A 12,520-nucleotide genomic window follows, 5' to 3' on the forward strand; every position below is an offset into this window, starting at 1 on the left:
TCAAGAAAATGCTTGGGGAGTTTGCATGTCAGGAATCGGGGCGCTGTCGAAATCAACGGGTTGCCACATTGAAACGATTCGCTACTACGAGAAAATAGGCCTTTTACCTCCCGCCCTGCGGTCGACTGGGCGTCATCGAATCTATACTGAAAAGCATCGATCAAGACTCGTCTTCATCCGGCAGAATCGTGAATTGGGTTTCCCGCTCGAAGATATCCGAGAACTCATCGCGCTCGCAGCAGATGCTGATCGTCCGTGCGCTGACGCGCTTTCGGTGGTCAAGAAGCACCTAGCGGAAGTAGAGTCGAAGGTAGCAAAGCTTCAGCAAATCCGGGTAGAGCTGCTCTCAATGGCAGGTATGTGTGAGTCAACATGCTTAGGTTCGAACACTCCAGACTGCACGATTGTTGAGTCACTTTTTGAACCTGCTGCTGGGGTTCGCTCTGGTTGCTGCTCCTAGACGAGTCAAGAGCATAGGGGGAGCAAGCTGCCATCGAAACCGAATAGCGCGATAGCCTCGACAGGGTGTTTCGAGCGTCCGTCTACACCAAACGGGCTGGTACAAGATGTGTTCGGCAGACGCTTACGACCTGATCAATTCCTGGTGGAATGAAAGGCGTGACGCTGGCCCGGGAAGCCAAGCGCTTTTACCCCACTCCAAAGGTGTCGCTGAAAACTGGTTATTCCGAAAACTCGCTAGAGCCTACGGATGCGGGGGGATTTTGATGTTATCCAAATCTTACGTGCCCATCGATCTGGCTAAGAAGGTGAGGCAAGTGCTGGAGGGGCCCAACGGGGTCAGATGACTATTCGTTCTTGTTCAGTGCAGCCGTCAAAGCCCGCCAGCTTGCTCTAATGGTGCATTGATACACCATGCGAGACTGAGCTGACTACTAAGCGTGCGACCACTGCACCTGGACAATACCGTGCCGCTTGGCGAGTGGCTTGCTAACGATCTGGACCCTGTCTCGGCGATATTTCGGGATCTGCGCTACCCCCGAATCCACTGCAGCCCAGTGCCAGGCCTCAGCATTGCTCATGATTTCCGCGCTGACGTAAAAGCTCTTGTCGGCACCATTGTGCACGTACTCGATTCGATAATGAGCGGAGTGTGGCATGGGCAATTCCTTTCCCGGAATGTGACGAAGTTCCCTTATTCGGAAAATCCCCAAGTTCCTAAGTTCCGTCTCTTTGAATCACCTCACCAGCTCCGGCAATGGCGGCATAGTGTTTAGTCCACACTGAGGCCTAAAGGCAAGTGGCGAATCCCCGATCTGTTATCAACCAATCTTCAGGCCATGAAGCTCAATTGCTGTGGAGTCACTCAGATTGCTGACCGGGTGGAGCGACTGGCTCATACCCATGGCAAGACGTGGCACACCTGGCACACCGATCAAGACAAAACACTTCCCCTAGGTGTTCCACAACTGATGATGGGGTTCACAGCTGACGGCCAGGCTGATCCCGCAATGCAGCAACAACGCAACCAACGCTTGGGAATCGTCAAGTCGGCAATCAAAGCTCAACGAGCCGATATTCAGATCCCCAAAGCAGATCCAGGTGCGGATGGATGGCAGCATGGGAAGACAATTCAGATCAACGATCCTACGGGACATCTTCACGGGCCCGCAACGTCACCCACCCCACAAAACACAAACAGCCGATCAACCCAATAGCCAATAGACTGTGCAATCCCTGCAGGCTCACGCTCAGGGAGGACGGTATATCGCCAAGGCACAGTCGACAGTCTAGGTCCGATATCCAAGGACATCGGACGAGTCCGCTGACGTACGTGAATACCTTAAACCTTGAAACGATTGACCAGCTGATTCAGACTAACCGCAAGCTTCGACATCTCGTTGCAAGCGCTTGCAGTCTGGCTTGCACCTGCAGAACTTTGGGAGGCCAGCTCGCGAATGCTAACCAGATTGCGATCGACTTCCCGGGCGACGTGCGCCTGTTCTTCCGAAGCGGTGGCGATGAGAATGTTACGCTCGTTGATGCCCGTAATAGCTGTCGCGATCTGGTCAAGCGAACTGCTGGCATCGCCTGCGACGCTTAGGGATTCTGCAGCCAGTTCTCTGCTGGTGGCCATCGCCTTCACGGCCTGGTCAGAATCGTTCTGAATGGCCTGAATCATCTGCTCAATTTCTTGCGTAGACACTTGCGTGCGGTGAGCGAGGGCTCGAACTTCGTCAGCAACGACTGCGAAGCCTCGGCCTTGTTCACCCGCCCTAGCGGCCTCGATCGCGGCATTGAGCGCAAGCAGATTGGTCTGCTCAGCAATGGCTCTGATCACCTCAACCACTTTGGAAATGTTCTGTGCACGATTGGACAAGCCAGTGATCTGCTCGCTGGTGTCGCGCACGTTGCTCGACAGCTTTTCGATGGACTTAAGCGTCTGCGATACACGCTCCAAACCAACCTCCGTATAGCCCTGACCTTTCCTGGACTCTTCGGAAGCTGATTCGGCATTGCGTGCTACCTCGTCCACTGCAGCGCTCATCTCGGTGACAGCAGTTGCAGCCTGATTTACTTCATCATTCTGCGACACCAGGCCAAGGCTGGATTGCTCAGTCACCGCGGTCATTTCTTCCGAGGCGGCAGCCAGTTGGGATGAGGAGTCAGCGATCTGCATGATCGTGCTTCGAAGGTTCTGCTGCATCGTGGCCAACGCGCTCAAAAGCCTGCCTGCCTCGTCGGTACCGCTTACCTCAACCTCCTTCGTCAGATCGCTTGAGGCAATGCGTTCGGCGACGCTAAGGGCGCTCCCGATGGGCGACGTAATCGTTTTGGTTAGAAGAGTTGCCAAACAAAGAGTCAGGAGCGCGACGAAGATAATCAGGCCGATGACGATGTAAAGACCTGAATCATAAACTTGCGTCGCTTGAACACCGGCAAGCGCAGCGCCTTTGTTATTGAATTGTGTTAATTCCTCGACCTGAGTTTCCATTTGGTTCGTGAGGGGACGTATACCGGTAGCGACGAGTTTGACAATCGAAGCGGTGTCGCCTGCCTTCAACAAAGGTTCCAGCAGATCCAGTTGGCTTGCGTAATCGTCGTAGGACTTTTTCACGGCCAAGAACAACTGTCGCTCCTGGTCACTCGCAATGAGGGTCTCATAGTTATAGACCGCATCCTTCATGGCTTTCCGGTAGGCAGGAAATTTGACGATGGTCTGCTGAACGGTTTGAGGATCGGCAACGGCCCGCTGGGTCTCCAACCGGACGCGAAGGACGGTGGAGTTCATCATCGCGGTTTGCCGAATACTGGGTAGCCAATTCAGTTCGACATCCTTTTCCGTATCGCGAAGCTTGCCCATCTGCAGTATGGCGATGACGCCCAAGACCACGACCAGCAAAATGATGGCCGAAAAAAACAAGGTGGCGCGTGGAGCGAGGTTTATATTTCTGAGCCGCATAGGACTTCCCACTGCAAGATGGCCAGAGGCCTGGTCTTGAAGCTATCGGCTAGAAATCGTGAAGGATTATGGCTGTTCGTCAGCTCGTTGACACCACGTCCCCCGGCGGCGCATGCGTACCATTGTCGGTTATGGCCGTTACTTACCAATGTAAGAAATACGTTATCACCAATTTTTGCCGTTTGTCGGTTTCAGGACCAGCGACCGCAACTGACGTTGCTTTCGCGACTAGATCCATGACCAATGATCGCAACCGGGTCAATCGAGAGAACGACATGCAAGAACTGACGAAAGCCCATCACAATGATCACCGTCGGCTCACTTCGGTCGAATTTCAGACGCTGGCCCAAGTTCCGGCCGCCGTCGAGTGGTTTGCCAACTTGGACAACCCTCGGACCCGACGTGCCTACCAAAATGACCTGGAAGACTTCTGCGGTTTTGTTGGATTGGTTTCGGCCGATGAATTTCGCGTCGTGACCCGATCACACGTTCTGGCCTGGCGTGCCCAGCTCGAGCATCGCGGCTTAGCCGGAGCCACGATCCGGCGCAAATTGGCCGCGCTGGCCAGCCTCTTTGATCACCTCCTGGAAAGCAACGCGATCGCCGGCGGCAATCCCGTGCATGGTGTAAAACGACCGAAGATAGAAAGCAACGAAGGCAAGACACCGGCACTGGGCGATCACCAGGCTAAAGCGCTGCTCGACGCGCCGGATGAAACAACACTTAAAGGGCAGCGCGACCGGGCGATATTGGCTGTTCTTCTCTATCACGGGCTGCGCCGTGAAGAAGCAGCGCTGCTGCAGGTGAGCGACATCCAGGAGCGCCGCGGCATTCAGCATTTAAAGGTCCACGGCAAAGGCGGAAAGGTACGTTACCTGCCGTTGCACCCCGTGGCGGCCGGTCGTATTCACCTGTTTCTGGAAAGCTCAGGGCATCATTTGGCGGACAGGAAGGTGCCATTGTTCATGCCGCTGCGGGGCAAGCTGACCGGCGCCGGCATCACGGCTAACGGCATCTATACCGTGGTGGCGGCGTATGCGAAGAAGGCCGGGATCGAGGTCGACGGCTTAGGGGTCCACGGACTCAGAGCAACCGCAGCTACCAATGCACTGGAGCATGAAGCCGACATCGCCAAGGTCCAGGCCTGGCTCGGCCATGCCAATATCAGCACCACCAAGATCTATGATCGCCGGGAGAACCGGCCGGAGGATTCACCCACCTATAAAGTGAAGTATTAACCGCCATTTGCCGGCTTGGTTAATGCTCAACCTGACTTTTTTGTAACCCTCAACTCAGCCAACTGAAAGCCTCTACTCGTTACCTTGGACCCAGCGGCATGTGCCGCCTTCCCAATACAAGGTAACTCGTTATGAACCCTTCCAAAGCCGTACTCCTTACCCTCGCATTCAGTATCTCCTCAGTCGCCTTTGCTGAAGGTGGTGCCGACCGTGTGTTCGCTCGAATGATGGATGCGCAACAAACAACCCTAAACAAAAAAGCTGAGGCGCAAAAAGCTGAGCCGCAACTGGCTTCTGCAGATACTAAAAAAGCTGAAAGCTCTAAGGCATGTTGCTAACCAACCCGGGGGTTCAAGCTTACAGAAATGTAATCGCGCCGCTTACGATGCTGTGACATCGTCCACTACAGTTCCTTAAACCCAGCACACGGCTTAGTTGCCGTCCTTGCCTACCTGGACCCGCGCGTATGGAATCAAGAACTTCTCGACGTACTTTCGTCAAAGGCCTCGCGGCTGCCGGCGTGCTAGGTGGGCTAGGCTTGTGGCGTTCGCCCAGTTGGGCGGCGTCCGGCTCGGCGGCGCTCAGCGTGTTGAGCGGTACGGAGTACGACCTGTCTATTGGCGAGATGCTGGTAAACATCACCGGCAAACGTCGCACAGCGATGGCGATCAACGGCGGGCTGCCTGGTCCCTTGCTGCGCTGGAAAGAGGGTGACACGGTCACGCTCCGGGTACGCAACCGACTCGACGCTGCAACCTCCATACACTGGCACGGCATCATCCTGCCGCCAAACATGGACGGTGTACCAGGGCTGAGCTTTGCGGGCATCGAGCCGGGTGGCGTGTACGTCTACCAGTTCAAGCTCCAACAGAACGGGACGTATTGGTACCACAGCCACTCCGGGTTCCAGGAACAGGTAGGGGTGTATGGCCCTCTGGTTATCGAGGCGAAAGAGCCCGAGCCTTTCAAGTACGACAGTGAACATGTGGTGATGCTGACGGACTGGACGGATGAAGATCCAGTCGCGCTGATGCGTACCCTCAAAAAGCAGTCCGATTACTACAACTTCCACAAGCGCACAGTCGGTGACTTCGTCAACGATGTGGCTGATAAGGGCTGGGCCGCAACCGTCGCGGATCGCAAGATGTGGGCCGAGATGAAGATGAACCCCACAGACCTTGCGGACGTGAGCGGGGCCACCTACACGTACCTGCTCAATGGTCAGGCCCCCAATATGAACTGGACCGGCTTGTTCCGTCCTGGCGAAAAGGTGCGCCTTCGGTTCATCAACGGCTCGGCTATGACGTACTTCGACATCCGTATTCCAGGCCTGAAAATGACCGTGGTAGCGTCGGATGGCCAGTACGTGAACCCGGTTAAGGTCGATGAATTACGCATCGCCGTGGCCGAAACCTTCGATGTGATCGTTGAGCCCACTGCCGAAGCGTACACGGTCTTTGCTCAATCCATGGATCGCACGGGCTACGCTCGCGGCACCCTGGCCGTGCGGGAAGGCTTGGTAGCCCAGGTTCCCCCTCTTGATGCTCGTCCGCTGGTTACGATGGACGATATGGGAATGGGTGGTATGGACCATGGCAGCATGGGCAGCATGGATTCGGGTGCTGACGACGGCATGCAGACCATGAGCAGCATGGGAGGCAATTCTATGCCCGCCATGGACCACAGCAAAATGTCGACCATGCAGGGTATGGACCACGGCGCTATGCCGGGCATGGACCATGATTCGATGGGCGGCATGGTAATGCAGAGCCACCCTGCCAGCGAGAAAAACAACCCGCTAGTGGACATGCAGGCCATGAGCCCCACCGCCAAGCTGAACGATCCTGGCCTAGGCCTGCGTAATAACGGGCGCAAGGTGCTCACCTATGCCGACCTTAAAAGCACCTTCGAAGACCCAGACGGGCGTGAGCCGAGCCGGACCATTGAGCTGCACCTGACGGGGCACATGGAAAAATTTGCCTGGTCGTTTGATGGCATCAAATTCGCGGACGCTCAACCTCTGGTACTCAAATACGGCGAGCGGGTGAGAATCGTGCTGGTGAACGACACGATGATGACTCACCCAATCCATCTGCATGGGATGTGGAGTGACCTGGAGGACGAGGACGGAAACTTCAGGGTGCGCAAGCACACCATCGATATGCCGCCAGGCTCCAAGCGCAGCTACCGTGTCACCGCCGATGCCCTGGGGCGCTGGGCCTATCACTGTCACCTGCTCTACCACATGGAGATGGGTATGTTCCGCGAAGTTCGGGTAGAGGAGTGAAGCCAATGACTGTTTTGAATCGACTCCACGTTTGCTCACTGCTCGCGGTCACCGGCCTGGGAATGCTCCCAGGGGGCGCGTTTGCGGCAGAGGCCGTGATGCCTGGCATGGACCATTCTCAGATGCAGGGCATGGATCATTCCAAAATGCAGGGTATGGACCATAGCCAGATGCAGGGCATGGACTCGGACATGACGACCATGGCCCCCAGCAAGCCTGCGGCACCTACCCAAAGCCGCACGCCTATTGCGCCTGTCACCGATGCCAATCGGGCAGCGGTCTACCAAAGTGCCAAAGGCCACACCGTTCATGACGAAGCAGCTAATTACTTCCTGCTGTTCGACCAACTCGAATGGCAGGACGCCGACAACGGCAGCGTACTGAATTGGGACGTTAACGGCTGGGTGGGTGGTGACATCGACCGGCTCTGGATTCGCTCTGAGGGTGAACGTACCAACGGCAAGACCGAATCGGCCGAACTGCAAGCGCTGTGGGGCCATGCGATTAGTCCTTGGTGGGATCTGGTCGGCGGCGTCCGGCAAGACTTCAAACCAGGCTCGCCACAAACCTGGGCTGCATTTGGCCTTCAGGGCCTGGCCTTATACAACTTCGAAGCCGAAGCGACTGCGTTTGTTGGTGAAGGCGGCCAAACCGGGTTAAGGCTGGAAGGCGACTACGACATTTTGCTAACTAACCGGCTGATTTTGCAGCCCACGGCTGAGGTTAATTTCTATGGTCAGAGCGATCCTCAGCGTGGCATCGGCTCTGGCCTGTCTGAAACCGAAGTCGGCGTACGACTGCGCTACGAAATCCGCCGCGAGTTTGCCCCGTACATTGGCGTCACCTGGAACCGCTCCTACGGTAATACAGCCGACTTTGCCCGCGAGGAAGGCGAGGGCCGCAGCGAGGCCCGTCTAGTCCTGGGTGTGCGTATGTGGTTCTGAGCCGCTCTAGTCTGAAAAATCTGATACGCCCACGAACGGCTTTTTTGAGCTGTAAGGAGTTCGCATGTTGTTGAACCGCACACGTTTCGTCACGCTCTTTGCCGCTGGGATGCTGGTCAGCGCACTGGCCCAAGCCCACCCCAAGCTGGTTTCTTCGACTCCGGCTGAAGGCAGTGAAGGTGCGGCCCCTGGCAAGATTGAGCTGCATTTCTCCGAAAACCTGGTTACCCAATTTTCCGGCGCGAAGCTGGTCATGACGGCGATGCCAGGCATGGAACACTCACCGATGGGAGTCAAAACAGCGGTGTCAGGTGGCGGTGACCCCAAGACCATGATTATCACCCCAGCCTCACCTCTGACGGCGGGCACCTACAAGGTCGATTGGCGGGCAGTGTCTTCCGATACCCACCCGATTACCGGTAGCGTGACGTTTAAGGTCAAATAAACATGGAAGATCCGCTCAGCATCGCAGTTCGTTTCGCGCTGTATACCGATTTGATGATGCTGTTCGGGCTGGCCCTCTTTGGCCTCTACAGCCTACGCGGCGCAGAACGCCGCTCGGGCGCCGTGTTGCCCTTCAGGCCCCTGCTGAGCACGACCGTTTTGATCGGCCTGCTGCTGTCGGTTATCTCCATTGTGCTCATGGCCAAAGCCATGAGCGGTGCGTCTGAATGGCTAGAGGCTGTGCCTCACGTCAAGATGATGGTGACGCAGACGGAGCTTGGCACCGCCTGGCTCATCCGTATGTCCGCACTGGTGGGGGCGGCTGTGGCCATCGCCTTCAACCTTCGGATACCTATGGCAAGCCTGCTGATGGTTTCGCTGCTAGCAAGCGTGGCCCTGGCTACCTTAGCGTGGATGGGCCACGGTGCCATGGACGAAGACTCCCGGCGCTTTTGGCACTTCAGTGCGGACATCCTTCATCTGTGGTCGTCCGGGGGCTGGTTCGGCGCGCTGGTGGCCTTTGCGCTGATGCTACGGCCCAACAAGGTCGAAACCCTACAGTCGGTCCAGGTGCTATCACGCACGCTCACCGGTTTCGAACGGGCGGGCACGGTGATCGTGGCGCTAATAGTCATCACGGGCGTGGTGAACTATCTGTTCATCGTCGGTCCCCAGGTCAGTGGCGTGGTGAAAAGCACCTACGGGGTATTGCTGCTGGGCAAGCTGGCACTGTTTGGCCTGATGGTCGGATTGGCCTCGGCTAACCGCTTTATCCTGAGCCCGGCGTTTGAACGGGCGGTCCACCACGGCCAATACGCGCGAGCGGCTCGGTCGATCCGCTATAGCATGGCTCTGGAGTTGGCTGCTGCTGTTGTGGTGTTGGGCCTGATTGCCTGGCTTGGCACGCTGTCCCCTGAGATGGAAGCGGGGATGTGAGTGTGCCTAGCCCTGTTTTACCGTCACACTGGGCCGGTGCCGTGGAGGGTCAAACATGAAACTGCTGGTAGCCGAAGACGAACCTAAAACTGGAATCTATCTGCAGCAAGGCCTGCGGGAGGCTGGCTTCAATGTGGACCGCGTGGTCACAGGCACAGATGCCGTTGACCAGGCGCTCAATGAAGCCTATGACCTGTTGATTCTCGACGTGATGATGCCAGGCCTCGATGGCTGGGAAGTCATCAGACGCCTTCGCACCGTTGGCCAATCCGTACCGGTACTGTTTCTGACCGCACGCGACGGGGTAGACGACCGAGTCAAGGGGCTGGAGCTGGGCGCCGATGATTACCTGGTTAAGCCATTTGCTTTTTCAGAATTGCTGGCACGGGTGCGAACGCTACTGCGGCGCGGCAGCAGCAACCTCCCGGTTCAAACTAGCTTGCAAATCGGAGACCTTCAGGTGGATTTGCTCAAGCGTCGAGCCACCCGGGGCGGCAAGCGAATCGACCTCACGGCCAAAGAGTTTGCACTGCTGGAATTGCTGATGCGCCGGCAAGGTGAGGTGCTGTCCAAATCGCTGATAGCTTCCCAAGTCTGGGACATGAATTTTGACAGCGACACAAATGTCATTGAAGTGGCCATACGGCGGTTAAGGGCCAAGATTGACGATGACTTCGAGGCAAAACTGCTGCATACCTGCCGGGGAATGGGTTACATGCTAGACGCGCAGGACGAAGGATGAAGCCTGGCTCACTCACCCTGCGCTTAAGCCTTCTGTTTGTGGTCGCGGTCGCCGTCGTCCTTATCATCGTGGGGGTCGCCTTCAACGAACTGAGCCGTCACCACTTCCGCGCCCTGGATGCGCAGACACTGGGAGAAAAGCTCGAAGCGATTAACCAGATCGCCATTGAATCAGGCTCGAACCCGGACCTGCTCGAGGCGCGCTGGCACACCCTCCTTGGGGCCCATCCCGACCTCAGCGCTGTATTTCTGAAGACGGATGGGACGCCTTTTTTTGCAGAACCTCCCCAATCAGCGGCGCCATCGCTCACGCAGGCCACCCAGCGCGATGGCGTCTGGGAGTGGGAAAACAAAGGCCGCATGTTTAGGGCATTGACTGCCTCGGTATCGTTACCCACTGCCAGCCCACCATTGACCGTGTGGCTTGTCCTGGACGTCACCACGCATATGCACTTCTTTGCCATGCTTGAACGCTGGTTCTGGGGCGTTCTATTGGCTAGTACCGCGTTAAGCGCGGCCCTCGGGTGGCTGGTCGCCAAGAACGGACTGCGGCCGGTGGCAAGGGTGACCCAGACCGCCGCCTCAATGTCCGCTGGCTCGCTGAAGGAACGCATTCCCTTGGGGCCGGTACCGGATGAGTTGCGTGAGCTCATCACCGCGTTCAATTCCATGCTTGGTCGCCTGGACGATTCCTTTGTGCGCCTATCGAATTTCTCTGCTGACATTGCGCACGAGCTTCGTACCCCGATCAGCAACCTGCGGACCCACACCGAGGTGATCCTGGCCAAAAAGCGTGCGCCCGAGGTGTACGAAGAGAATCTGAGCTCCAATCTGGAAGAGCTCAATCGTCTTTCGGGTATCATCGACGGCATGCTGTTCCTGGCCAAGTCTGATAACGGGCTAATTGTGCCCGAGGCTGTTGAACTGGATCTGAGAACAGTCATCAGCAAGCTGTTCGGCTATTACGAGTTTCTGGCCGAGGACAAGGGGATTCAGCTACAAGCATCAGGCAACGCCTCGATCTTCGCTGACAGCGTGATGATCGACCGTGTCGTGTCGAACCTGCTGTCCAATGCCCTGCGCTATACGCCGTCCGGAGAGACGATCAAGGTCAGCATCCACGATCACGGAGGAAGGGTAGAGCTTCGGTTGGAAAATCCTGGCCCTGAAATAGCACCGCAGCACCTGGACCGCATCTTTGACCGGTTCTACCGGGTTGATCCGGCGCGGCGCGAAGGCGCCGGGAATGCGGGGCTGGGGCTGGCGATTGCCCGGTCCTTGATGCAAGCGCATGGCGGTACTATCTCGTGTACATCCCACGAGGGCCGAACGACCTTCATCCTCACCTTCGTGCGGTCATCTGGCCCACGAACATGACATGCCGGCCTGATAGCCTGGGCACCGCTAAGCCAGGCCCCCCAGGCTTGGCGGACATGAAACCGGTTGTCACTGCGCCGGGTAGTCAGCCACCACCTCCTGCTCGCCGGTCTTTTTCAGTCCGATGATCTGATAGGCGCTTTTGTGCCCTGTTTCCATGCCCGGTGAGCCCATTGGCATGCCGGGTGCCGCCACGCCGATTAGGTCAGTCCGGCGTTCAAGCTCAGCGATCTGTTGGACCGGGACATGCCCCTCGATGAACTTGCCGTTCACTACACCGGTGTGACACGACATCAATTTCTCAGGCACACCCAGCTTGGCCTTCACCGGGCTCATGTTTTCTTCCAGATGGTCATTAACCGTGAAGCCATTGTCCCGCAGGTAAGCAATCCACTTGGAACAGCATCCGCAATTGGGGTCCCGGTAAACGTCAATCACGTGCGCAGGAGCGGCTTGTGCCACTGACGCGACAGCCAGTGCCATGGCTGCGACCGCGCGCCGTCCAGCGGTAGTAAGACTTATAAATTTCATGTGCGACCACTCTATAAAATGAAGTGATTTCCAGCCTACCTTGCCTCGATAAGCTGGCTAAACGGAACAATTGGCCCTGGGGGTGTTGCACTGTTCAAGCGCTTGCGCCAGTACCCGACGTCATGCCATTTGCCATGCTTGAAGCCGACTTCGGTATAGGTGCCCAGGTGCTCGAAACCTAGCGCTTCATGTAGCCCTACGCTTCCCGCGTTTGGGAGCGCGATACCGGCATAAGCGGTGTGAAATCCCTGGCGTTCCAGGATCGGAATCAGGCGTGCGTACAGCACGCGGGCGATGCCGCTACGATGCGCTTGGGGAGCCACATACACGGTCACGTCCACTGACCATTGGTAAGCTTCTCTGGTTCTGTGCTGGCTGGCGTAGGCATAGCCCACCACTTGACCCTCGCGCTCCGCAACCAGGTACGGGTATTTGGACAGGGTTGATTCGATGCGATGCGCCATCTCTTCAACGGTCGGCGGTTCCAGCTCAAAGGAAATTGCAGTGCGCTCCACCATTGGGGCATAGATACCCTGGATGGCAGCGGCGTCGGTAGGGGACGCGCTCCTGACCATGCTGCTGACGCTCATTTCAACCTCTT

13 protein-coding genes and 2 pseudogenes are annotated in these 12,520 nt (G+C 57.0%); 11 read left to right on the top strand and 4 right to left on the bottom strand.

Going from position 1 to position 12,520, the window contains the following annotated elements; all coding sequences use genetic code 11:
* Positions 1-25 precede the first annotated feature (25 nt).
* Both GE543_RS07060 and GE543_RS27345 read left to right on the top strand, forming a co-directional pair.
* Positions 26-460, top strand: coding sequence for a helix-turn-helix domain-containing protein (locus GE543_RS07060; RefSeq protein ID WP_003425026.1), 435 nt, complete (start codon positions 26-28; stop codon positions 458-460).
* 137 nt (positions 461-597) lie between these two features.
* Positions 598-806: pseudogene (locus tag GE543_RS27345) on the top strand (hybrid sensor histidine kinase/response regulator); the annotation flags it as partial.
* Positions 807-893: 87 nt separating this feature from the next.
* On the opposite strand, the gene GE543_RS07065 reads toward GE543_RS27345, so the two are convergent.
* Positions 894-1,118 carry a DUF6555 family protein gene (locus GE543_RS07065; RefSeq protein ID WP_003425025.1) on the bottom strand — a complete coding sequence of 75 codons (225 nt, stop codon included), beginning with the start codon at positions 1,116-1,118 and terminating at the stop codon, positions 894-896.
* Between the two features lie 222 nt (positions 1,119-1,340).
* On the opposite strand from GE543_RS07065, the pseudogene GE543_RS07070 reads away from it, so the two are divergent.
* Positions 1,341-1,676, top strand: a pseudogene (locus tag GE543_RS07070) (DUF1264 domain-containing protein); the annotation flags it as partial.
* Positions 1,677-1,801: 125 nt separating this feature from the next.
* Here GE543_RS07070 and GE543_RS07075 read toward each other — a convergent pair.
* On the bottom strand, positions 1,802-3,421 hold the full coding sequence (locus tag GE543_RS07075; RefSeq protein ID WP_003425021.1) for a methyl-accepting chemotaxis protein: 1,620 nt from the start codon (positions 3,419-3,421) through the stop codon (positions 1,802-1,804).
* Positions 3,422-3,696: 275 nt separating this feature from the next.
* Here GE543_RS07075 and GE543_RS07080 point away from each other — a divergent pair, with 275 nt between their 5' ends.
* The 8 genes from GE543_RS07080 to GE543_RS07115 all read left to right on the top strand — a co-directional run bounded on the left by GE543_RS07080 (position 3,697) and on the right by GE543_RS07115 (position 11,388).
* Positions 3,697-4,659: a tyrosine-type recombinase/integrase gene (locus tag GE543_RS07080; RefSeq protein WP_011267049.1), complete on the top strand. Its 963-nt coding sequence runs from the start codon at positions 3,697-3,699 to the stop codon at positions 4,657-4,659.
* A 131-nt stretch (positions 4,660-4,790) separates the two neighbouring features.
* Complete coding sequence (locus tag GE543_RS07085; protein WP_087672776.1) at positions 4,791-4,997, top strand: co-regulatory protein PtrA N-terminal domain-containing protein; 207 nt, start codon at positions 4,791-4,793, stop codon at positions 4,995-4,997.
* A 128-nt stretch (positions 4,998-5,125) separates the two neighbouring features.
* Entirely contained in the window at positions 5,126-6,946 is a 1,821-nt protein-coding gene (locus GE543_RS07090) for a copper resistance system multicopper oxidase (RefSeq protein WP_011267050.1), read from the top strand.
* A gap of 62 nt (positions 6,947-7,008) precedes the next feature.
* The gene (locus GE543_RS07095; RefSeq protein WP_226439930.1) at positions 7,009-7,890 is read left to right on the top strand and encodes a copper resistance protein B; all 882 of its coding nucleotides are present in this window, start codon (positions 7,009-7,011) and stop codon (positions 7,888-7,890) included.
* Positions 7,891-7,954: 64 nt separating this feature from the next.
* On the top strand, positions 7,955-8,335 hold the full coding sequence (gene copC, locus GE543_RS07100) for a copper resistance system chaperone CopC (RefSeq protein WP_011267052.1): 381 nt from the start codon (positions 7,955-7,957) through the stop codon (positions 8,333-8,335).
* Positions 8,336-8,337: 2 nt separating this feature from the next.
* Complete coding sequence (gene copD, locus GE543_RS07105; protein ID WP_011267053.1) at positions 8,338-9,270, top strand: copper homeostasis membrane protein CopD; 933 nt, start codon at positions 8,338-8,340, stop codon at positions 9,268-9,270.
* Positions 9,271-9,325: 55 nt separating this feature from the next.
* Positions 9,326-10,012, top strand: a complete 687-nt coding sequence (locus GE543_RS07110) for a heavy metal response regulator transcription factor (RefSeq protein ID WP_011267054.1) — start codon at positions 9,326-9,328, stop codon at positions 10,010-10,012.
* Complete coding sequence (locus tag GE543_RS07115; RefSeq protein WP_017278811.1) at positions 10,009-11,388, top strand: heavy metal sensor histidine kinase; 1,380 nt, start codon at positions 10,009-10,011, stop codon at positions 11,386-11,388. The genes GE543_RS07110 and GE543_RS07115 overlap by 4 nt, the downstream gene beginning before the upstream one ends.
* Before the next feature lie 69 nt (positions 11,389-11,457).
* Here GE543_RS07115 and GE543_RS07120 read toward each other — a convergent pair whose 3' ends face one another.
* Entirely contained in the window at positions 11,458-11,919 is a 462-nt protein-coding gene (locus GE543_RS07120) for a DUF411 domain-containing protein (RefSeq protein WP_011267056.1), read from the bottom strand.
* 35 nt (positions 11,920-11,954) lie between these two features.
* On the bottom strand, positions 11,955-12,509 hold the full coding sequence (locus tag GE543_RS07125) for an arsinothricin resistance N-acetyltransferase ArsN1 family B (RefSeq protein WP_011267057.1): 555 nt from the start codon (positions 12,507-12,509) through the stop codon (positions 11,955-11,957).
* Positions 12,510-12,520 lie beyond the last annotated feature (11 nt).

It is taken from the genome of Pseudomonas sp. SZ57, assembly GCF_009495975.1.
Classification (GTDB): domain Bacteria; phylum Pseudomonadota; class Gammaproteobacteria; order Pseudomonadales; family Pseudomonadaceae; genus Aquipseudomonas; species Aquipseudomonas syringae.

What these genes read in the sequence shown, in the direction of transcription:
- GE543_RS07120 (WP_011267056.1), bottom strand. Translation starts at nt 11,919, where the DNA reads ATGAAATTTATAAGTCTTACTACCGCTGGACGGCGCGCGGTCGCAGCC.
- GE543_RS07080 (WP_011267049.1), top strand. Translation starts at nt 3,697, where the DNA reads ATGCAAGAACTGACGAAAGCCCATCACAATGATCACCGTCGGCTCACT.
- GE543_RS07090 (WP_011267050.1), top strand. Translation starts at nt 5,126, where the DNA reads ATGGAATCAAGAACTTCTCGACGTACTTTCGTCAAAGGCCTCGCGGCT.
- GE543_RS07115 (WP_017278811.1), top strand. Translation starts at nt 10,009, where the DNA reads ATGAAGCCTGGCTCACTCACCCTGCGCTTAAGCCTTCTGTTTGTGGTC.
- GE543_RS07095 (WP_226439930.1), top strand. Translation starts at nt 7,009, where the DNA reads ATGCTCCCAGGGGGCGCGTTTGCGGCAGAGGCCGTGATGCCTGGCATG.
- GE543_RS07085 (WP_087672776.1), top strand. Translation starts at nt 4,791, where the DNA reads ATGAACCCTTCCAAAGCCGTACTCCTTACCCTCGCATTCAGTATCTCC.
- GE543_RS07075 (WP_003425021.1), bottom strand. Translation starts at nt 3,421, where the DNA reads ATGCGGCTCAGAAATATAAACCTCGCTCCACGCGCCACCTTGTTTTTT.
- GE543_RS07125 (WP_011267057.1), bottom strand. Translation starts at nt 12,509, where the DNA reads ATGAGCGTCAGCAGCATGGTCAGGAGCGCGTCCCCTACCGACGCCGCT.
- GE543_RS07060 (WP_003425026.1), top strand. Translation starts at nt 26, where the DNA reads ATGTCAGGAATCGGGGCGCTGTCGAAATCAACGGGTTGCCACATTGAA.
- GE543_RS07110 (WP_011267054.1), top strand. Translation starts at nt 9,326, where the DNA reads ATGAAACTGCTGGTAGCCGAAGACGAACCTAAAACTGGAATCTATCTG.
- GE543_RS07065 (WP_003425025.1), bottom strand. Translation starts at nt 1,118, where the DNA reads ATGCCACACTCCGCTCATTATCGAATCGAGTACGTGCACAATGGTGCC.
- copC (WP_011267052.1), top strand. Translation starts at nt 7,955, where the DNA reads ATGTTGTTGAACCGCACACGTTTCGTCACGCTCTTTGCCGCTGGGATG.
- copD (WP_011267053.1), top strand. Translation starts at nt 8,338, where the DNA reads ATGGAAGATCCGCTCAGCATCGCAGTTCGTTTCGCGCTGTATACCGAT.